This window comes from Streptomyces sp. NBC_00154 (assembly GCF_026342835.1).
Classification (GTDB): domain Bacteria; phylum Actinomycetota; class Actinomycetes; order Streptomycetales; family Streptomycetaceae; genus Streptomyces.
In genome coordinates this window covers 6,477,799-6,502,079 of the sequence record NZ_JAPEMI010000001.1, presented here as the reverse complement: position 1 = coordinate 6,502,079, position 24,281 = coordinate 6,477,799, and the positions used below count along the sequence as shown (strand labels likewise).

18 protein-coding genes and 1 pseudogene are annotated in these 24,281 nt (G+C 70.2%); 5 read left to right on the top strand and 14 right to left on the bottom strand.

The genetic code is table 11. The features are described from left to right. Positions 1-10 precede the first annotated feature (10 nt). The 6 genes from OHA03_RS29070 to OHA03_RS29045 form a co-directional block, all read right to left on the bottom strand. Entirely contained in the window at positions 11-1,165 is a 1,155-nt protein-coding gene (locus OHA03_RS29070) for an anhydro-N-acetylmuramic acid kinase (protein WP_267006689.1), read from the bottom strand. Positions 1,166-1,246: 81 nt separating this feature from the next. Continuing rightward, positions 1,247-2,269, bottom strand: coding sequence for an ABC transporter ATP-binding protein (locus tag OHA03_RS29065; RefSeq protein WP_267006688.1), 1,023 nt, complete (start codon positions 2,267-2,269; stop codon positions 1,247-1,249). Then, the gene (locus tag OHA03_RS29060; RefSeq protein WP_267006687.1) at positions 2,266-3,306 is read right to left on the bottom strand and encodes an ABC transporter ATP-binding protein; all 1,041 of its coding nucleotides are present in this window, start codon (positions 3,304-3,306) and stop codon (positions 2,266-2,268) included. Before OHA03_RS29060 ends, OHA03_RS29065 begins: the two co-directional genes overlap by 4 nt. Next, entirely contained in the window at positions 3,306-4,217 is a 912-nt protein-coding gene (locus OHA03_RS29055) for an ABC transporter permease (RefSeq protein ID WP_267006686.1), read from the bottom strand. The genes OHA03_RS29060 and OHA03_RS29055 overlap by 1 nt, the downstream gene beginning before the upstream one ends. Before the next feature lie 2 nt (positions 4,218-4,219). After that, complete coding sequence (locus OHA03_RS29050; RefSeq protein ID WP_267006685.1) at positions 4,220-5,218, bottom strand: ABC transporter permease; 999 nt, start codon at positions 5,216-5,218, stop codon at positions 4,220-4,222. 133 nt (positions 5,219-5,351) lie between these two features. After that, complete coding sequence (locus OHA03_RS29045; protein WP_267006684.1) at positions 5,352-7,184, bottom strand: ABC transporter substrate-binding protein; 1,833 nt, start codon at positions 7,182-7,184, stop codon at positions 5,352-5,354. 282 nt (positions 7,185-7,466) lie between these two features. Here OHA03_RS29045 and murQ point away from each other — a divergent pair, with 282 nt between their 5' ends. After that, a complete protein-coding gene (murQ, locus tag OHA03_RS29040) occupies positions 7,467-8,375 on the top strand; it encodes an N-acetylmuramic acid 6-phosphate etherase (RefSeq protein ID WP_267006683.1) in 909 nt (302 codons plus the stop codon). 62 nt (positions 8,376-8,437) lie between these two features. Here the strand turns inward: murQ and OHA03_RS29035 are convergent, their stop codons facing one another. Both OHA03_RS29035 and OHA03_RS29030 read right to left on the bottom strand, forming a co-directional pair. Beyond that, positions 8,438-9,385, bottom strand: coding sequence for a MurR/RpiR family transcriptional regulator (locus tag OHA03_RS29035; protein ID WP_267006682.1), 948 nt, complete (start codon positions 9,383-9,385; stop codon positions 8,438-8,440). Between the two features lie 86 nt (positions 9,386-9,471). Further along, positions 9,472-10,548 (bottom strand): serine hydrolase, encoded by a 1,077-nt coding sequence (locus OHA03_RS29030; protein WP_267006681.1) that lies wholly within the window; start codon positions 10,546-10,548, stop codon positions 9,472-9,474. Positions 10,549-10,684: 136 nt separating this feature from the next. Between OHA03_RS29030 and OHA03_RS29025 the strand changes: the two genes are divergently transcribed. The 3 genes and pseudogenes from OHA03_RS29025 to OHA03_RS29015 form a co-directional block, all read left to right on the top strand. Beyond that, complete coding sequence (locus OHA03_RS29025) at positions 10,685-11,605, top strand: GNAT family N-acetyltransferase (protein WP_267006680.1); 921 nt, start codon at positions 10,685-10,687, stop codon at positions 11,603-11,605. Between the two features lie 68 nt (positions 11,606-11,673). Further along, positions 11,674-13,206 carry a glycoside hydrolase family 3 protein gene (locus OHA03_RS29020; protein ID WP_267006679.1) on the top strand — a complete coding sequence of 511 codons (1,533 nt, stop codon included), beginning with the start codon at positions 11,674-11,676 and terminating at the stop codon, positions 13,204-13,206. A gap of 435 nt (positions 13,207-13,641) precedes the next feature. Further along, positions 13,642-14,010, top strand: a pseudogene (locus OHA03_RS29015) (alpha-amylase); the annotation flags it as partial. A gap of 62 nt (positions 14,011-14,072) precedes the next feature. Here the strand turns inward: OHA03_RS29015 and OHA03_RS29010 are convergent. The 6 genes from OHA03_RS29010 to OHA03_RS28985 form a co-directional block, all read right to left on the bottom strand. After that, complete coding sequence (locus OHA03_RS29010; protein WP_267006678.1) at positions 14,073-15,155, bottom strand: aldose epimerase family protein; 1,083 nt, start codon at positions 15,153-15,155, stop codon at positions 14,073-14,075. A gap of 125 nt (positions 15,156-15,280) precedes the next feature. Beyond that, positions 15,281-16,315 (bottom strand): LacI family DNA-binding transcriptional regulator, encoded by a 1,035-nt coding sequence (locus OHA03_RS29005; RefSeq protein ID WP_267006677.1) that lies wholly within the window; start codon positions 16,313-16,315, stop codon positions 15,281-15,283. A gap of 87 nt (positions 16,316-16,402) precedes the next feature. Continuing rightward, complete coding sequence (locus OHA03_RS29000) at positions 16,403-17,473, bottom strand: ABC transporter permease (protein ID WP_267006676.1); 1,071 nt, start codon at positions 17,471-17,473, stop codon at positions 16,403-16,405. Beyond that, the gene (locus OHA03_RS28995) at positions 17,470-18,444 is read right to left on the bottom strand and encodes an ABC transporter permease (protein ID WP_267006675.1); all 975 of its coding nucleotides are present in this window, start codon (positions 18,442-18,444) and stop codon (positions 17,470-17,472) included. Before OHA03_RS28995 ends, OHA03_RS29000 begins: the two co-directional genes overlap by 4 nt. Beyond that, positions 18,441-20,081: a sugar ABC transporter ATP-binding protein gene (locus OHA03_RS28990; RefSeq protein WP_267006674.1), complete on the bottom strand. Its 1,641-nt coding sequence runs from the start codon at positions 20,079-20,081 to the stop codon at positions 18,441-18,443. Before OHA03_RS28990 ends, OHA03_RS28995 begins: the two co-directional genes overlap by 4 nt. Positions 20,082-20,189: 108 nt before the next feature. Next, a complete protein-coding gene (locus tag OHA03_RS28985; protein ID WP_267006673.1) occupies positions 20,190-21,275 on the bottom strand; it encodes an ABC transporter substrate-binding protein in 1,086 nt (361 codons plus the stop codon). 520 nt (positions 21,276-21,795) lie between these two features. Here OHA03_RS28985 and OHA03_RS28980 point away from each other — a divergent pair. After that, positions 21,796-24,246, top strand: coding sequence for an RICIN domain-containing protein (locus OHA03_RS28980; RefSeq protein ID WP_267006672.1), 2,451 nt, complete (start codon positions 21,796-21,798; stop codon positions 24,244-24,246). Positions 24,247-24,281 lie beyond the last annotated feature (35 nt).

Below are 24,281 nucleotides of genomic sequence, written 5' to 3'. Positions count from 1 at the left end.
GAAGGCGAAGTCAGCAGCTGAAGCGGGCGGCCGCCGGAGCCCCGGTCAACGGCTCCGGCAGCCGCAGCGGCCCGTGGCCCGGGGTGATCCGGCCCAGCAGCCGTCCGCCCGTCGCCCCGGTGCAGCTGGGGAGCGTCCCCGGCAGGCCGTGCGCGGTGAACCAGCCGAGCAACGCGAAAGCCACCGCCTCCTTGGCGGCCGAGGGCAGTCCCAGCGCGTCGGAGCGCAGCAGCTCGACCCCCGGCAGCAGTGCCCCGATCCGCTCGGTCAGCACCGGGTTGTCCGCGCCGCCGCCGGACATCACGAGGGTCCGCAGGCCTCGCTCCCGTACCGCGTCCGCAACCGTGCGTGCGGTCAGCTCGGCCAGGGTGGCCAGGAGGTCCTCGACCGGGAGCGGGCGACGTCCGGCCAGGTGCCCGGCCAGGTAGTCGGCGTGGAAGAGCTCCTTGCCGGTGCTCTTCGGCGGCTCGCGCCGGTAGTACGGTTCGGCGAGCAGAGCGGCGAGCAGCGCCGGGTCCACCCGTCCGGCGGCGGCGAGCCGGCCGTCCTCGTCGTACGGCCGGCCGGTCCCGGCCAGCGCGGCCGCGTCCATCAGGGCGTTTGCGGGACCGGTGTCGAAGGCGACCGGCGCGCCGTGGCCGACTGATGTCAGATTGGCGATCCCACCGAGGTTCAGCGCCCCCGCCGGACCTGGCAGTCCACTGAGCAGCAGCGTGTCCAGGAGCGACACCAGGGGCGCGCCCTGGCCGCCCGCCGCCACGTCCGCGGTGCGTACGTCGGACACCACCGGCACGCCCAGGCGCTCGGCGATCCAGGCGGGCTGGCCGAGTTGCAGGGTGCCCCGCACGGTCCCGTCGTCCACCCAGTGGTAGAGGGTCTGGCCGTGCGAGCACACCAGGTCGACCGGCCCTGCCGCGGCCGCTGTCGCCGCCGCGGTGTCGGCGAAGGACTGCCCGATGCGGGTGTCCAGGCGGCACACCGCGGCCAGCGTCACATCCCTCGGAGGCAGCGCGTCCAGGATCTCGGCGCGCAGATCGGCCGGGTAGGGGTGTGCAGCCGCGTGGACGAGGGTGCCGTGCAAGGTGTCGCCGTCGAGGCGGAATTCGACGACGGCCGCGTCGATCGCGTCGTGCGAGGTGCCGGAGCTGAGTCCCAGGACTCTCACAGGGTTCCTTTCTGAACATGGGTGCGGGCGGGCCCGCACCCAGGGAAGGAGCGGGCCCGCCCGATGCCGGGGGGCGAGAGGTCAGACGGCGGCCGGCTCGATCTCCACACCGACCACGTGCCGCACCGTGGGGTGGAAGCAGGCGTGGTGCTGCCCGGACTCCCCCACCGCTTCGAGGACGGGCCGTTCGGCCGTGCAGCGCTCGGTGGCGAACGGGCAGCGGGGTGCGAACAGGCAGCCGTCCGTAGCCACCTTCTCGTCCAGCGGGGCCAGTGGCGCGAGCCGGTCGGGGCCGGGCTCCTCCAGACCCCGCATGATCGGGATCGCCGACAGCAGGCACTGCGTGTAGGGGTGGACGGGCCCTTGGATGACGTCGTCGGTGAGGCCACTTTCGATGACCTGACCGCGGTAGATGACGTGCAGCTCGGCGCCCTCGCCGACGTACCGTGCCGTCGCCACGTCGTGGGTGATGAAGACCAGCGAGATACCCAGGCGTTCGCGCAGGTCGTGGAGGAGGGCGAGGATGCCCAGGCGCATCGAGACGTCGATCATCGAAACGGCCTCGTCGGCGATGAGCACCTCGGGGTCGACGGTGAGCGCGCGGGCGATGACCACACGCTGGCGCTGACCGCCCGAGAGCTGGTGCGGGTACTTGGGGAGGACCCCGTCCGGCTCCAGACCCACCAGTTCCAGGAGTTCCGAGGCCCGTGCCCGTACACCGGATGCCGAAGCGGCGCCGCCCGTCTCCTTCGCGCGCATCCGCAGCGGGTCGCCGAGGATCTGCTCGATCGTGCGGGTGGGGTTCAGGGCAGAGTACGGGTCCTGGTGGATCATCTGGATGCGGCGGAAGTACGGGGCACGCTTGCGCGGCGAGAGCTTGGAGAGCTCCACGCCGTCGACCACGAGCTCGCCCCCGTCGAAGGTCTCGATCCCCGTGAGGATCTTGCCCAGCGTCGTCTTGCCGCAGCCCGATTCGCCGATGAAGGCGACGGCACCGCCCTTGGGGAGCGTGAAGTCGACGCCGCGCAGGGCGTAGACCGTGCGCTCGCCGGTGAAGGCCCCGCGGGAGTGGTAGGTGCGGGTGATGCCGCGCGCCTCGATCACGACGCGTCTCCCTTCGAGGTGGTGGGGCTGACCACGGCGGCGTCCGCGTGGCACGCCCGCTGGTGGCCGACCGAGTGCTCCGCGAGCTGCGGCTCGTCCTCGGCGCAGATGTCCATCTTGAAGGCGCAGCGGTCGCGGAACACGCAACCCGTCTTCGGGATGGTGGTGAGGTCCGGCGGGCGGCCCGGCAGGGCGCGGGCTGCGGCCGGGTCGCCGACGATGCGTGCCGTGGCGCCGATCAGAGCCTTGGTGTAGGGGTGGGTGGGGTTGCGGAGGAGATCCAGCATCGGGCCGTGCTCGACGATCCGGCCGCCGTACATCACGGCCAGGTTGTCGGCGAGCTCCGAGACCACTCCCATGTCGTGGGTGACGATGAGGGTGCTGAGGTTGTTCTCCTCGTGCACCTGGCGAATGATCTTCAGCACCGCGGACTGGGACAGTACGTCCAGAGCCGTGGTCGGCTCGTCCAGGATGAGGACCTTGGCGTTCAGAACGAGAGCGAAGACGATGCCCAGGCGCTGGCGCATGCCGCCGGACAGCTCGTGCTGATAGGAGTCCAGAACGCGGTTGCCGTCCAGGCCCATCCGCTCGGCGAGCTGCTTGGCGCGGGAGAGCAGGCCCGGAAGGTCCTCGACGTCGTGCGAGCGGCCCAGGTCCAGGATCTGCTTGCCGATGGTCTTCAGCGGGTTCATGGAGTTCTGCGACGCCTGGAAGACGTAGCCGAGCGCCGAGCCACGTACCGTCCGCATCGCCTTGGCGCTGAGCGCCGTCACGTCACCGATACCGTCGACGTGGATGGCGCCGCCTGCGATCCGGCCCGGTTCGGGCACGGCGTTCATCAGGGACAGGGCCAGGGTCGACTTGCCTGAACCGGACTCCCCCACCAGACCGGTGATCTCACCGCGGCGCAGGTCGAGGGAGGCGTTCGCGACAGCCGGGTACTCCGTGCCGTTGATGCGGTAGTGGACACTGAGGTCGCGTACACGGACCTCGGCCTCCCTGGCCTCGGGCGCGGCGTTCTTCGTCGGCGTGGTCATCAGCGCTCCCTCAGTCGCGGGTTGAAGAGCTCGTCGATCGCGTCCAGGAACAGCACCACGCCCATGATCAGGAGCAGGATGCAGGTGAGCGGGGCCAGCAGGTAGAAGATCGCCTCGGGGCTCTGCAGCGCTCCTCCGGAGAACACCGCCTGGTTGATCATCACGCCCCAGTTGGTGCTGGTGAACGGCACGATGCCGAGGAAGAACAGCCCGACCTGGGCCTCGACGAAGCCGATGACCGACAGGAGCAGGTGCATCGCCACGTACGGGGCGATGTTCGGCAGGAGTTCGCGCACGATGATGTGCCGGCTGGGCAGCCCGAGGCCGCGTGCGGCCTCCAGGAAGCCGCGCTCGCGCAGGCTCAGCGCCTGGGAGCGGACGGCACGGGCGATGCCGCCCCAGCCGACGACGCCGAGCACGAAGCCCATCTCCAGCGGGCTGTCGAACTTCCACATGGTGGTGAGCACGACGAGCAGCGGCAGGCCGGGGACCGTGAGCACGAAGTCGGTGACGCGCATCAGCGCGGAGTCGGACAAACCGCGGTGGAAGCCGGCCAGGAGCCCGACGGTGGTGCCGATCGTCGAGGCGAACAGGGCGGCGAGGGAGCAGGTGAGCAGTACATAGCGGCTGCCGACGACCGTGGCCTGGAGCACGTCGGAACCGGCGAAGTCGGTTCCGAGCCAGTGCTCTGCGCTCGGCGACTGATAGATCGCGTCCGGGTCGATGGCGAGCTGATCGCCGTAGACCATCGGGCCGAAGGTGCCCATCAGGACGAAGAACACCAGGATGGACAGGCCGATGATCCGGCCGGGCTTGCGCGTGAGGACGCGCCGGATGCCGGTCCAGCGGGAACGCCTCGCGGAGGGGGCATCAGCCGGACGGGGCGGCTTGGTGAGCGTCGCGGTGGTCATGGTCAGCGCCTCACTCGGGGGTCGATCACGGAGTAGAGGAGGTCCGCGACGATGTTCGCAAGCACCACCGCGGTGGTGATCAGCAGGAAGGCACCGGTCATCAGGGGGTAGTCGCGCTTGCCGATGCTGTTCAGCAGCAGTTGCCCGACGCCGGGGTAGTTGAAGGTGGCCTCGATCAGGATCGCTCCGCCGAACAAGGTGCCGAACGAGAGGGCGAGGGTGGTGAACAGCGGCAGGATCGCGTTGCGGCCGATGTAACGCATCCGCGTGCTGGGGGTGATGCCGCGCAGCTCGGAAGCGAGGATGAAGTCGTCACCGAGGACGGAGACCACGCTGGAGCGCATGCTGAGCATCCAGCCGCCGTAGGAGATGAGGACGTACGTGGCGACCGGGAGGATCGCGTGGTACGCGACCGACGACACGTACTCGACGTTCCATCCGGGGTCCACCAGGAGCGTCTCGGAGACGGTGCCGCCGTACGGCAAGGCACCCAGGTTGGTGTAGAAGACGGTGATGAGCAGGATCGCGATCACGAACGACGGGATGCCGGCGATCATCGAGGCGGCCAGGCTCAGCCCGCTGCCCAGACGGGACGACCGCTTCACCGCCGCGACCACACCACTGCTGACACCGATGCAGAAGCTGATCAGCAGGCCGCTCAGGATGGGGATGACGGTCCACGGCAGGGCGTCGCCGATGACATCCGCGACCGGCACTCCGCTGTAGGAGATCGAGATCCCGAGGTGACCGTGGAGCAGGTCGCTGATGTAGTGCGTGTACTGCGTGAACAGCGGGTCCTGCGAGGTGTACCCGTAGATGATCGATGCCTTGGCCTTGGCCTCCTGGGAGTTCATTCCCATGGCGACGTACTTCTCGTACGCCACGTCGCCCGGTTTGCCGGGCAGGGCGTGGACGAGGAAGAACGTAAACGTGGCTACGATCCAGACCATAACCGCGCCGCCGACCAGTCGGATCGCGACGGTGCGCGCCAGTCCCTTCACGTTCCTGCACCTCCTTCCTTGTCGTAGGGGGTAGTTGTAGATCAGCGCGCGAGCGGGGCGACGGCCTGGTGCGGCTGCCGCCCCGCGGTGGTGCGCCGTGCGGTAGTTGCTCGGTGTGGTTACCCGGCCTGGATCACTTGCCCTTGGCCTGGATGTAGCCCTGCATCATCCACACGCCGGGCTGGTTGGCGAGGATCTCGTCCTGCCCGTTCTTCGGCCAGTTGGTGAAGTTCTTGTCGTAGGTGAACTTCACGTTGGTGTAGTCCCACATCGGGATGACGGGAACTTCCTGGTTGGTGGCCTTGACCAGCTGTGTGATGACCGGCTTCTTGGCCTCGGTGTCGAGGCCGGCGAGGCTGGCCGTGAGCTGACCCGGGTTGATGGACTGCCCGTCGACGGTGAAGGTCTCGTCGCCGTGCATCCAGTTGCCGTCACCCTTCTTCTCGGTGTGGGTGACCTTGTCGCCGTTGGCGACGAAGCCGTCGCTCTCGCCGTACAGGCGCTGGAAGTTCTGGCGCGGGTCGGCGCCGACGGCGGTCAGCCACCAGCCGACGTCGAACTTCTCGGCGGCCATGTCCGTCTGGTAGGCGCCGAAGTCGGCGGAGAGGGACGGCTTGGTCTCGATGCCGAAGGCGGTGAGCTCGTTGGCGACGACGGTGGAGGCGGCGATCCAGTCACTGAAGCCGTTGACGGTCTGCAGCGTGATCTTCCACTGCTTGCCGTTCGCCAGGCACCACTTGCCGCCCTTCTGCTTCAGGCCTGCGCCCTTCAGCAGCTCGGTGGCCTTCGCCTCGTCGTGGGCGTACGGGTTGAGCTTGCCGACCGCGTCGGCGCCCAGCCACTGCTCGGTCGACTTGCGGATCATGCCGGCGGGAGCGGTGGAGGCCATGCCGCCGACCGGCTGGCCCACCTTGGTGATGGCCTCGCGGTCGAGGATGTACGCCAGGGCCTGGCGCACCTCCTTCTTGTCGTACGGTGCCTTGCTCTGGTTGAAGGCGATGGAGGCGTTGACGTAGGAGGTGCCGTCGGCGCGCTTGTAGCCCTTGGCCAGGATCTGGTTCAGAACGTTCGTGGGGATGGCGGTGAAGGGTGCGGCGTCCAGGTCACCGTTCTTCATGAAGCCCCAGATCTGCTCGTTGCCGGAGTAGTGGCGGATGACCACCTGGCTCGGAGCGATCTTGTCGAGGTCGTAGAAGTACTTGTTGCGGACGAGGATGGCCGAGCCGGGGTTGACACGCTTGACCACGAACGGGCCGGCCGAGACGTCCTTCTTCGGCGCGAAGGCCGCGATGGCCTTGCCGGTCTCGTTGAGCTTGTCGACGGCGGCCTGGGCGGCTTTCGCCTGGGCCGCGTCCACCTGCTGGCTTGCGGCGATGGTGTCCCAGATGTCGGCCGGCACGAGGTGGCCGTAGACCGACTTGGGGACGATGGACTGGCCCAGGATCTGCTTCGCGAAGTTCGCGTTGTTGGTTCCGGCGGCCTGCTTGAACTCGATGTCGTGCTTGCCGACGGAGGTCACGGAGGCGACGTTGAGGCCCTCACTCAGCTGGCCCGAGCCGACCGACGCGGTGCCCTGGGTGAGCGCGATGGCCATGGACATCTTGATGTCCTCGACGGTGACCGGCTTGCCGTCGGACCACTTGGCGTCGGGCTGCATGTGCGCGACCAGCGTGTCGCCCTTGATCTCCCAGCTCTTGGCGAGGCCCGGGAAGGCGTCGTTCGCATCCATCGGGTTCTTCTTCTCGAACCCGAGGCGCATCGAGTTGTAGCTGAGGAACGTGTTTCCGTTCGGGCTGTACGGGTTCATCGGCGCGCCCGGGGTGATCGGGTTGTTCGCGTCGACCGTGGTGAAGACGCCACCGCCGTTGGCGCCGTTCTTCGCACCGGAATCCGGTGCGCACGCGGCGAGGGTACCGAGGGTCGCGAGGGCGGCGGACGCTGCGACGAAGTGCTTGAACCGGACCATAGCGCGTGGTCTCCGATCGGCAGGCAGAAGTGAAGTGTGTGGGACAAGGTCTGGGGGGTGTGCAGACCGTAGGAGCGGCGCCATGGGTATGTCAATGAGTTGCGTTGGCTGAATCCAGTTCGTAATTTACCGCCACACGTGAGGCCCGAGATCGCCCGAATCGCGGGGAGAGGTCGACAACGACACCGCGCACTCGGGCGGAAACTTACGCTCAACCGTCAATCCATGTGGCAAAGTTACGCGCGCTCGTCCGCCCCGCCCTCCCACCGAGAGGAAACCGCGATGCACCCGCAGCTTCCGGTACGAATCGACGCCCCCACCGAACGCCGTAACCCCCGCACCCGCGACATCGACGACGTGCCCACCCTGGAGGTGCTACGCCTGCTCAACGCCGAGGACCGGATCCCGGCCGAGGCCGTCGCCGCAGTGCTGCCCGACATGGCCCGGCTGGTGGACGAGACGGCGCGCCGGATCCGGGCGGGTGGCCGGCTGCACTACTTCGGCGCGGGCACATCGGGCCGCCTCGCCGTGATGGACGCCGCCGAGCTGATCCCGACCTTCAGCCTCCCGCCCGGCATCGTGGTCGCCCATCACGCGGGCGGACTGCGCGCACTGGTCGAACCGGTGGAGGGCGTCGAGGACCAGGAGTCCGCCGGGGCGGCCGACGCTGCCGAGGTGGGGCCGGGTGACATCGCTGTCGGCATTGCCGCCAGCGGCCGCACTCCCTACGTCGGCGGAGCCCTGCGCGCCGCTCGGGCGGCGGGCGCCTTCACCGCGCTGGTCAGCGCCAACCCCGGGGCCGAGCTGGCGGATCAGGTGGACATCCACCTGGGGGTGGACACCGGCCCGGAGGCGATCGCGGGCTCCACCCGTCTGAAGGCCGCCACCGCGCACAAGATGGTGCTCAACAACCTGTCCACGGCAGTGATGGTGGCGCAGGGTCGTACGTACTCGAACCTCATGGTCGATGTGGCCGCCAGCAACGACAAGTTGCGCGGCCGGGTCCTCAACATCGTGGTGGAGGCGACCGGGCTCGACGAGGACCGCTGCGGCGCTGCCCTTGCCGCCTCGGGAGGGGAGTTGAAGACGGCTCTGGTCGGCCTGCTCGCCGACTGCTCCCCGCAGCAGGCGCGCGAGGCGCTGGAGGCCGCCGGCGGGAGCGTCCGCGCTGCCCTGCGCACCCTCGTCTGAGGGCTGACAAGGATGCCCCGTGACCCACCGGGTCGCGGGGCATCCTTGTCACCGGAGACCGGTCACTGCGGGGATCGCCGCCGGTGCACCGCCGTGTACGTGCGCTCCAACGCGCGTGTCGTGCGGCTGTAGTTGCGCTGGGCCACCCCGACGAACAGGCAGTCCACCAGCGTCAGCGCGGCGATCCGGCTGGACATCGCGCCGGACCGGAAGGTGGTCTCACGCCCGGCGGTGGTCAGCACGTGGTCGGCCACCTCGGCGATCGGCGAGCGCGGGAAGTTGGTGATGGCGATGGTCGTGGCACCGTTGTCCCATGCCTCGCCCAGCGCTGCCACGGTGTCGGTGGTGGCGCCGGTGTGCGAGATGCCGATCGCCAGGTCCCCCCGGCCGAGCAGCGCCGCGGAGGTGAGCGCGCCGTCGGGGTCCGGCCAGGCGGACGCCCGGCGCCCGATGCGGTGCAGCTTCTGCTGGAAGTCGAGCGCGATCAGCGCGCTCGCGCCGACGCCGTACAGATCCACCGCACTCGCCCCGACCACTTCGTCGATCGCCCGCTGCAGGACGTTGAGGTCGAGCTGGGCAATGGTGTCCTCGACCGCGCGGGCGTCGGCGAAGCCCAGTTTGCCGACCACGTCGGCCAGCGAGTCGCCGGGCCCGATGTCGCTGCCGGCGCTGGACCAGGCGGGGCCGCTGTCCTCGCTGCCGGCCGCCGAGGCCAGTTTGATCCGCAGGTCGGGGTAGCCCTTGAGGCCCACGGCCCGGCAGAACCGGACGACGGTGGTCTCGGAGGTGCTGCATTCCGCGGCGAGTTCGCTGATGGTCTTCCCTGCGACCCCGACCGGATCGGCGATCGCGGCTTCGGCGACCCGCCGCTCGGAGGGTGGCAGAGAAGGCAGCAGGGCCCGGATCTGCACCAGCACCGTCTGTGGCGGCGTCGCGCGCTCTGCGGTGGGTGCTGCGGAGCGCCGGGGGGCGTCGCCGCCTCCGCGCTGTCGGTCACGTGGGGCAGCCATGTGGGAATCCTACGGGTTCGTTGGGGTACGCGTCGCTGGGTATCCGGGATATGTACGATTCGGGGCCTCGATGCACCACTTGGCGCTCAGCCGCGTACGGGCTCGGCGCGGGCCGCCACGGCAGCGTGCACTGCACGTCGCAACTCCTTAGCCCGCGCCCCGCGTCCGTAGTGCACGGCGTTGGTCAGCAGCACCACCCAGATCCCGGTGACCGGGTCGAGCGCCAGGCTGGTACCGGTGAAGCCGGTGTGCCCGGCGCCGGTCGTGGGCCAGTGCGGGGACATGTGGTCCCAGGTGTCGCCGGGCAACGTCCAGCCCAGCCCCCGTGCACCGTCCAGCCCCACGGTCTGCAGGCTGAGCGCCTCGGAGCGAGTGCGGGCCGACAGCGGCGACTCGTCGGCCAGCCAGCAGGCGCGAAGGTAGTGCGCGAGGTCCGGCGCAGTCCCGAACAGCCCGGCATGGCCGGCCACACCGCCCAGGCTCTCGGCGTTCTCGTCGTGCACCACGCCCCGCTTGGGCTCTCCGCCGGGTGGTGCCTCGGTGGCGGCGGTGACCGCCCGCCAGTCCGCGGGCGGCAGGTAGCGGGTGGTGGTCAGGCCCAGCGGGTCGAGCACCAGCTCCCGTACGGCGGTGTCGAGCGGCTCTCCGGCCACCGTGGCGACGATCTCGCCGAGCAGGATGAACCCCAGGTCGGAGTAGTTGACGACGGTGCCGGGAAGGTGGTCGAGAGGCTCTGCGAGGACGGCGGCGAGCCGGTCGGCGGGGCCGCCGGGAAGCTGCCAGTAGTCCCGGTGCGGAGGCAGTCCCGAGGAGTGCGACAGCAGGTGACGGATCGTCACCTCGCTCTTGCCGGCACCGGCGAAGCCGGGCAGGTGGCGGCGCACCGGGTCGTCCAGTCGCAGCGCACCGGTGTCGGCGAGCCGCAGCACGGCGGGCGTGGTGGCCACCACCTTGGTGAGGGATGCCAGGTCGAAGACCGTGTCCGCAGTGACCGGGCGCCCCGACGGACCGTCGGCGGTGGTGCCGAACGCGGCCGTACGGACAGGGCCGTGCGCACCGCGACCGCTGATCAGGACGGCTCCGGGCACGACACCCTGCTCCACCGCGTTCCTGACGAGGTCTGCTGGATCGGGGAGACTTGCGGGATCTTCGCGGACGTTCATCACGGCCTGCTTTCCGGTGGGGTACGGGGGCTGACATCCCGATCATCTCGCTGGTAAATTTCCACCGCAATACCGAGCCCCGATGTCATTCACTTACAATCCGGTGTCCCCGGAGCTACCTAGAGGTGGAGCAGGCATGACGAACCTTCCGGCGGCACGCACCGCGACCGAGCACGACCTGCCCGCCCTGCGAACCCTCACCCGCGCAGCCCTTGTTCACGACAGCGACGCCGAGGACGTGTTCGATCTGCTGTGGGGGCAGACTGCGGACCTCCCGCAGCTGCGGATCCTCGCCGAGGACGAGGGCGAGCCGGTAGGCGTCGCCCTCGCCGCACTCCGCCCCGCCACCGAGAGTGCCCCCGCCACGGGGCACATCGACCTCCTCGCCGTACTCCCCTGGGCACAGAGCCGCGGAATCGGCCGCGCTCTGCTCACCCGCGCGGAGGAGCTCCTCGTCGCCGCCGGGGCCGGCCGGCTGATGATCCGCGGCAGGCCTCCCTACTACGCCTGGCCCGGCATCGACATCCGCTACACCCGCGCCGTCTGCCTGGCCGAATCCAGTGGCTACGCCCGGGGTCCCGAGGGCCTCAACCTGAGCGTCGACCTGCACACCGCCCCGCTCGGCACCGCCGAGGACGAGGCGCGACTGGCCGCTGCCGGGGTGCGGGTCCGCCGCCTCACGCCCGCGGACGAGAAGCCGTTCCTCGCCTGGATGAACCAGTGGGGCGGCTCCTGGGACGGCGAAGCGGCTCGCGCCCTGACCTACTCACCTCCGCGCGGCCATGTCGCCGTCCGAGAAGGTGCCGAGGGCCCGATCTACGTCGGCTTCGCCTGCCACGGCGTCAACCGCCGATCCTGGTTCGGCCCGATGGGCACCGAATCCTCGGAACGCGGCCTCGGCGTCGGCACCGTACTGCTCCGCCGCTGCCTCGCAGACCAGCGCGCCTCCGGACTCGACGAGGCGGAGATCGGCTGGACCGCCCCCATCCACTTCTACGCCCGCGCCGTCGACGCACAACTCGGCCGGGTCTTCTGGACGTACAGCAAGGACGTCTGACCTCTCGGTGGCCCCGACCGCCCCGGGCCGTCCCGAGCAACCGACCGCCCAGCCCGAGAGGAACCGCCATGCCGCCCACCGACTCCCCCCGTCCCACCCGGGCCGACGGTGAACTCCTCGCCCTAGCCGACCGGGTGCTGCAGCCCGGCTTCCGTGGTACCACCGCCCCCGACTGGATCCGCCGCCGGCTGGCCGGCGGACTCGGCTCGGTCCTCCTCTTCGGCCCCAACATCCGAGACCGCGCGCAGACCGCCGCGCTCACCGCCGCCCTGCGCGCCGAGAACCCCGATGTACTGATCGCCGTCGACGAGGAGGGCGGCGACATCACCCGGCTGGAGACCGCGACCGGATCCTCCTATCCGGGCAACCTCGCCCTCGGTACGGTCGACGATCCCGAGCTCACCGCCGCTGTCGCCGCCTCCATCGGCGGCGAACTGCGCGCCGTCGGCATCGGCCTCGACTACGCCCCCGACGCCGACGTCAACTCCAACCCCGACAACCCTGTCATCGGCGTCCGCTCCTTCGGCGCCGACCCCGCGCTGGTCGCCCGGCACACCGCCGCCTGGGTACGCGGGCTGCACGACGCGGGGGTCGCCGCCTGCGCCAAGCACTTCCCCGGCCACGGCGACACCGACACGGACTCCCACCTCGACCTGCCCACCGTCACCATGGACGCCGACCGCATCGCGGAGCTGGCCCTGCCGCCGTTCCGCGCCGCCCTCGCCGCCGGGGCCCGCGCGGTGATGACCGCCCACCTGCTCATCCCCGCCTACGACGCGGACCGCCCGGCCACCGTCAGCCCACGCGTGATCACCCAACTGCTCCGCGAGGAGCTCGGGTTCGACGGGCTCGTCGTCAGCGATGCCATCGAGATGCAGGCGGTCCGCGCCCGCTACGGACTGGCCGGCGCGGCCGTCCGCGCGCTGTCCGCCGGGGTGGACCTCATCTGCCTCGGTGACCGGTCCGGCGACACCGAGTTCGCCGACCTGCGTGCCGCCGTCGCGGACGCGGTGGTCCGCGGCGAACTCCGCGAGGAGCGGCTCGCCGAGGCCGCGGCCCGTACCGCCGAGTTCGCCGCCTGGCAGCGGGCCCTGGCCGGGTCCGTTCCCGCGCCGTCACCCGATCGGGCGCTCGGCCTGACCGCCGCCCGCCGCGCGCTGCGCATCAGCGCCGAGGACCCCACCGCACTGCCGCTGCAAACCGCCGCCGTCCTGGTCGAGTTCGGCGTCCCCGGCACCGTGGTCCAGGGCGACGCAGTGCCGTGGGGTCTGGGTGCCGCCCTCACCGCGCTGATGCCCGGGACCGTCCGCACCACATTGCCCGCCCTCGCCCCGTTCGACCCGGCGCATGCCGACCGGATCCTCGCCGAGGCCGCCGGCCGGCCGCTTGTCCTCGCTGTCCGCGACGCCCACCGCCGGCCCGCCGTGCAGGACTGGCTGCGCGTGCTGCTCGGCCGCCGCCCCGACGCGATCACGGTGGAACTCGGCGTCCCGCACTCCGGCCCGGGCGGCGCCGTCCGCATCGACACCCACGGCGCGGCGCGCGTCTGCGGGCAGGCGGCCGCGGAGGCCCTCGCAGGGCGGACGCTTCCCGGACAGTGACCGCCGCTGTGCCGTGATGCCGACCGGTCGCGACCGAGCGTGGCACGGTCGGTCGCGACCGACCGTGCCGCGACTCTTTACGTACCTGTCATGCACGGGTAACTTCCTGACCGCAAAAGATTGCAGCAAAACTCTGACAGCTCTTGCTGACGGGATGCACTGCTCGCCCGAACCCCGAGGCGCGTCAGGGTTCTCCGGCGGGACCGCGGTTGCCCGATGAGCAGCCGCGCTCTTGGCTGCCGCGGCCGGACGGCCGCTGCCCTCCCCCTGGAGATACGTATGAGACGCTCCGCCCACCGCCTGCCGAGACGCCCCCTCGCGGCAGCCGTGGTGGCCGCCGGGCTTCTGGGGCTCCTCGCAGCGGTACCGCACCCGGACGGTCCCGCCCCCTCCGTCCCGGCCGCTGCCTCGGACAACACGGCGACGGCCAACGCGCTCGGCAAGCCGCTGGTCAAGCATCTGCAACGGCTGAACGAGGTCCGGTGGTCGGTGCCCGCCCTGCAGATGGGCCAGTACTCCACCGACGGCATCACCGGCTCGATGGCCTACAAGCGTCGCTACACCGACACCGCGAGCGGCGTCGACAGCTTCGCCCTGGTGACCGTCACCGGAGCGGCCACGTACGCCGGAATCCCCAACGGCACCTACAAGGACGCGGTCACCGGGGACACCCAGGTGGTGACGGGCGGCACCCTCGCCGTCCCGGCACCGGGCAAGGGCAATCTGCGGGTGTACGTACTCGACCTCGGCGGCAGGAACGCGGCGCCGGGCAAGATCGGGGCCGACGGTCCCGATCTGAGGTAGATGTGGACACCGACAGGGGTGACGGGCGTGCTCCGGGCACGCCCGTCACCGGCGGCGGTGGCTCAGCGCGCCGACGCGTCGAGGTGCGGGAACCGGAACTCGGTGCGGCTGCGCGCGACGTCGCCGGGCCGCAGCACGGTGCTGGGGTACGCGGAGCGGTTGGGTGAGTCGGGCAGGTGCTGGGTCTCCAGGCAGAGCGCACCGTGCCGCTCGTGGCGCCGGCCTGCGGTGCCGGCGAGCGAACCGTCGAGCTGGTTGGCGGTGTAGACCTGGATGCCGGGTTCGGTGGTCCAGACTTCCAGGATCCGGTCCGTCGCGGGGGCGGTGAGCCGGGCGGCACGCCGCAGGGTTTCCGGGGCCCCGGGCGCGCGGACGATCCAGCAGTGGTCGAAGCCGCCCGCCATGCGCAGTTGTTCGTCCGGCAGCGCGATCCGCTCCCCGATGGTCTGCGGGGCGGTGAGGTCGAACGGCGTGCCGCGCACGTCGGCTGCGGGGCCCTGCGGGATGCCGTCAGCGTCGACGGGCAGATAGGTGTCGGCGTCCACCTGCAGCGCGTGGTCGAGGATGTCACCCTCCGCGGTCAAGGCGAAGTAGGCATGGTTGGTGAAGTTGACGACGGTGGGGCGGTCGGTGGTCGCCGTGTAGTCGAGGGCGAGTGTGCCCGCGGTGTCGAGGGTGTACGTCACGGTGACGTCGAGCGCTCCGGGGAACCCCATGTCGCCGTCGGGGCTGTGCAGGGTCAGCCGCACGACCGCGGTGTCGTCGCCGGTGTGACCGGTGGCCTGCCACATTCTGGTGTGGAAGCCCTCGGGACCGCCGTGCAGTGCGTGGCCGCGGTCGTTGGCGGGGATCTCGTGGGTGGTCCCGTCGAGGGTGAAGCGGCCGTGGGCGATGCGGTTGGCGAAGCGGCCGATGAGAGCGCCGAAGAAGGGGTTCTTCCCCATGTAGTCGTCGAGCGTGGCCAGCGACCGGACGACCGAAGCGGCGGCTCCGTCGGTGTCGGGCACGGTGAGGCTGTGCAGGATGCCGCCGTAGGTGAGGATCTCGGCCTGGACTCCCGTACCGGAGTCGAGTGTCCAGACATCGACGTCGGAGCGGCCGTGGGCGGCGCCGAACGGTTGGTGGTGCACGGTGGGGCGAGGCATCGGAGATCCTTCTTCGGAGAACCTGGTGACGGGCGGCGGACCAGGCGATTTCAGGGACAGGCCCCGGACGGCCCGCGGGGGTGTCCGGCCGGCGGGCCCGGCTTGATCGGCCGGACACTACCCCCTCAGGGTCCGGACTGCTCGGCGGGCGGCCGCATCACGGTCGATTCGCGGACGATGAGCCGGTAACCGGGGCGGGGCCTTCGAGGTTCGGGTACCGGACTGCCGGAGAGCCGTTCGACGAGACTGTCGACGGCGAGCCGGGCGATGGCTTCCTTGTCCGGTGCGATGGTGGTGAGCGTGGTGGCTCCGTACAGGCTCTCCTCGATGTTGTCGAAGCCGACGACGGCGACGTCGTCGGGAATCCTCAGCCCTCGCTCGGAGAGGGTGCGCATGGCGCCGATGGCGATGAGGTCGTTGTACGCGAAGACGGCGTCGGGCCGTTCGCCGCGGTCGAGGAGGGCCGCCATGGCGACGGCCCCGTCCTCGCGTCCGTATCCGTCGGTGACGACGACCAGGGACTCGTCGGCCTCGATGCCCGCGGCGGCGAGCTCCTCGCGCCAGCCCCGCAGCCGCAGGTGGGCGGGCTGGCGCTCGCGTCCCGTGCGTGAGCCGAGGAACGCGATCCGGCGGTGCCCCAGGTCGATGAGGTGCCGTACGGCGTCGCGGGAGGCCGCCACATTGTCGATCGCGATGTGGTCGTAGGGGGCCTCGTACTCACGCTCGCCGAGCAGCACCAGTGGCGCGGTCTCGGTGCGCGCCATCAGGTCCTCGGTCTCCAGATGGATGGGGCTGAGGATCAGGCCGTCGATGACATGGGACCGGAAGCCCTGGCTGACCAGGAGTTCTTTCTCCCGGAGGCCGCCGGTGTGGTCGACCAGCACGGTGTAGTCGTGCCGGGCCGCCGCGTCGACGACCGCGCCGGCCAGCTCCGCGAAGTACGGGTTGCCGAATTCGGGCACGGCGAGGGCGATGATGCCGGTGCGGCCCTTGCGCAGATGGCGTGCGGTGAGGTTCGGACGGTAGCCGAGTTCGTCGATGGCCTGCTGCACCTTGGCGCGCATCTTGGGTGTGACGTGCTGATAGTTGTTCACCACGTTCGACACGGTCTTGATCGACACGCCCGCCCGTTGCGCAACGTCCTTGAGGCTGACGCCCACGGCACTCCCTGACTCGACTCGGCGCGCGGTGTCGCGCTTGGATCGCTTGCTCCGGCCCGGGACCGGCGGACCCGGGCCCGGTACGGTTCAGGTGGTTCTGCGGCTGCGCGCCAGATAGCGCTGGGCCACGACGACAACGATAAGGAACCCACCGCTGACCACCGACTGGTAGGAGGAGTTCAGCGAGCCGATCTGGTTGATCAGATTCTGGATGACGGCGAGCAGCAGGACACCCCAGAGCGTGCCGCTGATCGATCCGGCGCCGCCGATGAGGAGGGTGCCGCCGATGACGACCGCGGAGATCGCGTCCAGTTCCATACCCACGCCGATGATGGTGACGCCGGAGGACAGTCTGGCCGCGTTGAGCGCTCCGGCGAGTCCGGCCAGCAGACCGCTGAGCGTGTAGACCAGGATCTTCGTACGGGCAACGGGGAGGCCCATCAGGGTGGCCGCGTCGCTGCTGCCGCCGACGGCGAAGAGCGTCTGTCCGAACGAGGTGCGCTGCAGGAGCAGCCCGCCGCCGCCGAACAGCACCAGGGCGATCAGGATCGGATAGCCGAAGCCCCAGATGCTGCCCTGCCCGAGCTCGGCGAAGGCGGAGCCCTTCGGCACCAGGTACGTCGTCGCGCCCTCGTCGGTGAAGGCGAGGAGGATGCCGCGGGCGGCGAGCAGGGTGGCGAGCGTGACGATGAACGGTGCCATCCCGGCGCGGGCGATCAGGAACCCGTTGAGCAGGCCGATCGCCGCGCACACCAGGAGCGGTACGAGCAGGGCGGGCAGCAGACCCCACTGCGAGGCCCAGGCGGCGAGCACTCCGCCCAGGGCGAAGACGGATCCGACGGACAGGTCGATGCCGCCCGTGATGATGACCATCGTCATGCCGAGGGCGACGACGGCGAGGAAGGACGCCTGCACGGTCACGCCGCGGGCGTTGTCCAGGGTGGCGAACGTCGGGTACACGAACGAGGCGACGAGCACGACCGTGAGCAGTACGGCGAGCACGCCCTGGCGCTGCACGAGTTCGGCGAGCCGCTGTGCGAGGGTCGGCTCGGTGCCGCTGGACGGCGGGCGGGGCACGCTGCGGCCGGCGGAGGCGGGCGTCTTCTGCGGCGCGCGCGCCTGGGCCGCGGGGGCGGGGGCGGGTGTGGTTTCGTTCATCGGGACCGACGCTCCCGGGCGACGTAGACGGCGGCGATGATGATCGCCGCCTGGGCGATCTGTGCGGTGGAGTCGGGCAGGTCGTGCTTGACGAGGGTGGCCCGGAGCAGCTGCATCAGCAGGGCTCCGGCGACGGTGCCGAGCACCCGGATGGAGCCGCCGTTCAGCGGGGTGCCGCCGACGACGACGGCCGTGATGGCGGAGAGTTCCATGAGGGTGCCGAGCGAGGAGGGGTCGCTGGCGGTGAGCCTGGCGGTGGCGAGGATGCCGGCCAGGGCGGCGAGCACCCCGCAGAGCACGTACACACCGATCAGGACGCGACGGACGGGCAGCCCGGCGAGGGCGGCAGCGGGCCGGTTGCCCCCGACGGCGACGATCTGACGGCCGAAGGTGGTGCGCTGCACGAGGAACGCGACGGCGACGGCGAGCACTGCGGCGATCACCACGACCAGCGGGATGCCGAGGAAGGACCCGGTGCCGAGCGAGAGCAGGTCGGGGTTGACGATCTGCTTGAGCTGACCGTCGGCCATGACCAGGGCCAGTCCCCGTCCGCCGACGAACAGGGCGAGCGTGGCGACGATCGGCTGCAGCCCGATCAGCGAGACCAGGGCGCCGTTGACCGCTCCGACGACCGCTCCGGCGAGCAGCGCGACGGCGAGCGCCGGCACGAGCCCGTATCCGAGGTAGAGGGGGAGGAGGGCGGCGGCCAGCGCCATGGTCGAGCCGACGGACAGGTCGACGCCCTCGGTGCCGATGACCAGGGCCATGCCCAGGGCGACGATGACGATGGGGGCGACCTGGACCAGCTGGGTGCGGAGATTGTCGGCGGTCATGAAGTGCTCGGTGAACACGGCGTTGAAGACCAGCAGCACGGCCACGGCCGCGTACACGCCGTACTCCTGGTACCAGGCGGGGTTCCGCAGCCACGCGAACGGACGGGCGGGTGAGGCGACTGTCGCCTGGGTGGTCATCGCGGGTCCTCCTGAGCTGCCGAGGCCTTCCCGGTGGGCGCCGGTGCCGGCTCCACGTCGGGGCGGGGCACCGGTGAGTGGTCGGCGAGCACTTCGAGCAGTTGGCTCTCGCCGACGTCGTCGCCCGTCAGTTCGCCCGCGACGGATCCGCCGCGCAGGACGACGATGCGGTCGGCGCCCTCGATGAGTTCCTCGATGTCGGAGGAGATGAGCAGGACGGCCAGCCCCTCGCCGGCGAGGTCGTCGATGAGGCTCTGGACCTCGGCCTTGGCACCGACGTCGATGCCGCGTGTCGGCTCGTCGAGCAGGAGGACCTTGGGCTCCAGGCAGAGCCAGCGGGCGAGGAGGACCTTCTGCTGGTTGCCGCCGGAGAGTTCACCGACCTTCTGCTCGGGGCTCGCCGCCTTGATCCGCAGTCGCTTCATGAAGATGTCGACGATGCGGGCCTGCTTGGCGCGGGAGACCACACCGGCGCGGGACAGTCGGGGCATGGCGGCCAGCACGATGTTCTCGCGCACGGAGAGACCGGGGACGATCCCCTCGGCCTTGCGGTCCTCGGGCAGCAGACTGATGCCCGCGCGGATGGCGCCCGCCGAGGTGAGCCGGCGCAGCCTGCGGCCGCCGACGGTGAGTTCGCCCGCGTCCAGGCTCAGGGCTCCGGCCAGGGCCTTCGCCGTCTCGCTGCGGCCCGAGCCGAGGAGGCCGCCGAGTCCAAGTACTTCACCGGCGTACAGCGACAGCGATATGTCGTGGAGCTGGCGGTCGCGGGAGAGCCCGTTCGCGGTGAGTACGGGGGTGCGTGCCGCGTCGTGTCCCTCGGCGGCGAAGCCGGTCGTGCCGTTGCGGCGGACCTCGGCCAGGTCGCGGCCGAGCATCATCGAGACGAGTTGCATGCGGTCGAGGCCGGCGAGGTCGCCGGTGTGGATGTGGCGGCCGTCGCGGAGCACGGTGACGCGGTCGCAGATCCGGTAGAGCTCGTCCATGCGGTGGCTGACGTAGAGGACGGCGATGCCCTGGCCACGCAGGTTCTCGATGACCCGGAAGAGCGTCTCGACCTCGCGCGGTTCGAGCGAGGAGGTCGGTTCGTCCATGACGACGACCCGGGCGTTGACGGAGACGGCGCGGGCCAGCGCGACCATCTGCTGGGTGCCGATGCCCAGGGTGTGCAGGGGCCGTCGGGGATCGACACGTACGCCGAAGCCGTCCAGCAGGTCGGCCGCTTCGCGGTGCATACGGCCGAAGTCGATGAGGCCGAGGCGGTTCTTGGGCTCGCGGCCCAGGAAGATGTTGCGCGCCACGCTCATCAGCGGGACGAGGTTCACCTCCTGGTAGATCGTGGAGATACCGGCCTGCTGGGCCTCGAACGGCCGGGCGAACCTGACTTGTTGGCCGGACATCCGCAGTTCGCCCTCGTCGGGCCGGTACACGCCGGTCAGTACCTTGATCAGGGTGGACTTGCCGGCGCCGTTCTCACCCACCAGCGCGTGGGTCTCCCCCGCCCGCAGGGAGAAAGTCACGTCGTCGAGAGCGACGACGCCCGGGAACCTCTTGCTCACCGAGCGGGCTTCGAGGACGGTGTCGGCCGCGGGCGGGGCGGTAGCCTCCGGTGCCCGAGGTACTGCTTCGGGTGGTGCCATGGGTCTTGGCCTTCCGCTGTTCCAAGGTGTGGGCCCGAAGCCGCCGTGGCGGGTGGGAGCGCCACGGCGGCGGTGAACCTGAGGAGTCGGTACGGGAGTGGGTACGGCTCAGTACGCTCCGCCGAGCGAGGCCTTGGCGTTACTCTCGTCGTACGCGCGGTCGGAGATGATCACGTTCTCCGGGATCTCCTCGCCGCCGTAGAACTTCTGGGCGGTGGCGAAGGCCAGCGGACCGAAGCGCGGGTTCGACTCGATGACGGCGTTGTACTCGCCGTTGACCAGTGCCTGAACGGCGTTGCGGGTGCCGTCGACGGAGACGATCTTGACGTCCTTGCCGGGCTTCTTCCCGGCGGCCTTCAGCGCCGTGACGGCGCCGAGTCCCATCTCGTCGTTCTCCGCATAGACGGCGGTGATGTCGGGCTTGGACTGGATGAGCTGCTCCATGACCTGCTGCCCCTTGTCGCGGGCGAACTCACCGGTCTGCTGGGCGACGATCTCCATGCCGGGTGCCTTCGCCTTGATCTGGTCGACGAAGCCCTTGGTGCGGTCGGTGGTGACGTTGTTGCCCGACGCTCCGAGGAGGATGGCGATCTTGCCCTTGCCGCCGGTCGTCTTGATCATCGCGTCCGCGGCGCGCTTGCCCTGCTCCACGAAGTCGGAGCCGAGGAAGGCCACGTAGTCCTTGCAGGCGGTGGAGTTGACCTTGCGGTCGATGGTGAGGACGGGGACCTTCTTCGCCGCGGCCGCCTTGAGGGCCGGTTCCAGGCCGTCGGAGTTCAGCGGCGCGACGATGAGGAACTGGGCGCCCTGGGAAAGCATGTCCTGGATGTCGCTGATCTGCTTGGAGAGCTGCGACTGCGCGTTGGTCGTGAGCAGCTTCTTCACGCCGATCTTGGCGGCCTCGTCCTTGATGGACTGGGTCTCGGCGATACGGAACGGGTTGGCCTCCTTCTCCGACTGGGAGAAGCCGACCACCGCGTTCTTCAGGTCCAGCTTCGGCGCGCCATAGGTCTGCAGCGAGCAGCCGGAACCCGAAGTGGCCTCGGGGGTCTTGGCGGCCTGGGCCTCCTGGCTGCTGTCGCCGCCGGCGTTGTTCGAGGTCTCCGACTTGGAGCAGCCGGAAGCGGCCAGCGTGGCGGTGGCGGCGAGCAGGCAGGCCGCGGCGAGGGTACGGGTTCGACGCTGGATCATCATGCGCGGGGACGCTCCTTGGCGGGATGACGGCACACCTGCGGGCGTGCGGTCGGGCATGGCTGGACGATGCATCAGCCACTCGGCGGCTGATGTCACTGCATTCCTCACGGCCCCGCTTCGAGCTGCACGGACGCTGCTTCCAGCTGCGGTCGTGAGAGCCTGCGCGGCCTGTCGGCGGCTCGGTTTACAACGTTATATAGGCGGTGCGGCACAGGCGGCAAGAGCGTTGTCGATGCGTTTCCAAAATGTGTCGGCGCAGCACGCCGACGACTCCCCAAGACCGGCCCGTGGAGGGCGAATCGATGCCGCGACACCTCTGGACAGCATCCGAACGCCGTGTTGTCATACGGCCGAACGCCAAGTTTCCAACGTTGCAATGCAGTTGACGTCCGGGCCATACCCGGCGCGACGGCAGTTCTTGCCGTGCGCGAAAACGGCGACCGGTCCCGGACCGGCCCGTCACGGCCGCACCACGCGTTCCCCTTGCCCCCTCAAGCCGGCAGAACAGGAGCTCCCCCCTATGCCCCTGAACCGCAGACAGCTCATGACCAGCGCATTGGCCACCGCGGCCGCCACGACCGCGACCGGCCGCTGGGCCACGACCGCGACCGCCGCCGGGAACCGGGTGGCAGCCGCCCACGGCGGCCACTACTCCCCCAACGCCGCACCTCTGCACCCGACCGCATTCCTGAAGCTCCCGCCGGGCCGGATCACCGCACGCGGCTGGCTGGCCGGACAACTCCGCCTCCAGCTCGACGGTCTGTGCGGTCACTACGAGGAGTTCTCGCACTTCCTCGACTTCACCGCCACCGGCTGGGTCCGCCCCGAGCTGGGTGGCTGGGAGGAGGTCCCGTACTGGCTGCGCGGGTACACCGATCTCGCGATCGTCACCGGGGATGCCAAGGCCCTGGCGTCGGTACGCCGCTGGTTCGACGGGATCCTCACCACGCAGCAGCCCGACGGCTTCTTCGGCCCCACGGCGCTGCGTACCTCGCTGAACGGCGGCCCGGACTTCTGGCCGTTCCTCCCGCTCGTCCAGGCGCTCCGCTCGTGGCAGGAGTACAGCGGCGACAGCCGTATCATCCCGTTCCTCAGCAGGTTCTTCCGCTACATGAACGCCCAGGGGCCGGGTGCCTTCAACACGAGCTGGATCGCATTACGTTGGGGCGACGGCCTGGACAGTGTGTTCTGGCTCTTCAACCGCACCGGGGACTCGTTCCTGCTCGACCTGGCCGACAAGATCCATGCCAACGGGGCGAACTGGGCCGACAATCTGGTCAATCTGCACAACGTCAACATCGCGCAGGGCTTCCGCGAGCCCGCCCAGTACGCGCTGCGCAGCGGCTCGGCCGACGACACCCGGGCCACGTACGGGACGTACGGCAAGGTCATGGACCAGTACGGGCAGTTCCCCGGCGGCGGCTTCGCCGGTGACGAGAACGCGCGCCCGGGCCACCGCGATCCACGTCAGGGCTTCGAGACGTGCGGCATCGTCGAGTTCATGGCCAGCCATCAGCTGCTGACCCGGATCACGGGCGACCCGCTCTGGGCCGACCGCTGCGAGGAGCTGGCCTTCAACTCGCTGCCCGCGTCACTGGATCCGTCGGGCCGGGCGATCCACTACATCACCAGCGCGAACAGCGTCGATCTGGACAACGTCCCCAAGAGCGGGCGGCAGTTCCAGAACGGCTTCGCCATGCAGGCGTATCTTCCGGGCGTCGACCAGTACCGCTGCTGCCCGCACAACTACGGCATGGGCTGGCCCTACTTTGTCGAGGAGCTCTGGCTCGCCACCCCGGACGGGGGCCTGGCCGCCGCCATGTACGCCGCGTGCGAGGTCACGGCGAAGGTCGCCGACGGCACGGAGGTCACCGTCACCGAGGAGACCGGCTATCCGTTCACGGACACGGTCTCGCTGACCGTGAGGACGCCGAAGCACCTGCGGTTCCCGCTGGTGCTGAGGGTTCCCGCCTGGTGCTCCGAACCCGAGATCAGGGTCAACGGGCGTCGCGTCGGCGCACCGGCGGGCCCGGCCTTCACCCGTATCGAGCGGAACTGGTCCGACGGGGACAAGGTCACCCTGCGATTCCCCCAGCGCACCACCGTGCGCACCTGGACGGACAACCACGGCGCGGTGAGCGTCGACCGCGGACCGCTCACGTACTCCCTCCGGATCGGGGAGGAGTACCGGCGCATCGGCGGCACCGAACAGTTCCCGGGGTACGAGGTGCACGCCACCGGCGCCTGGAACTACGGCCTCGTACTGGACAGGCAGCAGCCGGCCGCATCATTGCGGCACCGCTCCACCGGCCGCCCGCCCGGCGACAACCCCTTCACCCTCGAAGGCACGCCGCTGACCATGACCGCACGCGCGCGCCGCATCCCCGAATGGACGGCGGACAGCGAGCATGTCGTGGCACCGCTCCAGGACAGCCCCGCGCTGAGCACCGAACCGGTGGAAGAGGTCACGCTCGTCCCCATGGGGGCGGCGCGGCTGCGCATCACGGCGTTCCCGACGGCTGAACCCGACGCCCCCCGGTGGCTGTCCGACGGCTGGTACCGGATCCGCAATCTGCACTCGGGCAAGGTCCTGGGCGTCGACAACATGTCCACCGCCGACAGCACCCACGTCGTCCAGTTCGACGACAACGGCACCGACGACCACCTCTGGCAACTCGTCCCCAACGGCGACGGCTGGTACCGCATCCGCAACCGCCACTCCGGCAAGGTCCTGGGCGTCGACAACATGTCCACCGCCGACAGCGCCCACGTCGTCCAGTTCGACGACAACGGCACCGACGACCACCTCTGGCAACTCGTCCCCAACGGCGACGGCTGGTACCGCATCCGCAACCGCCACTCCGGCAAGGTCCTGGGCGTCGACAACATGTCCACCGCCGACAGCGCCCACGTCGTCCAGTTCGGCGACAACGGCACCGACGACCACCTCTGGCAACTGCTGGCTCCGTGACCTGACGGACCGCTGACAACGGCCGGCTCGGCACC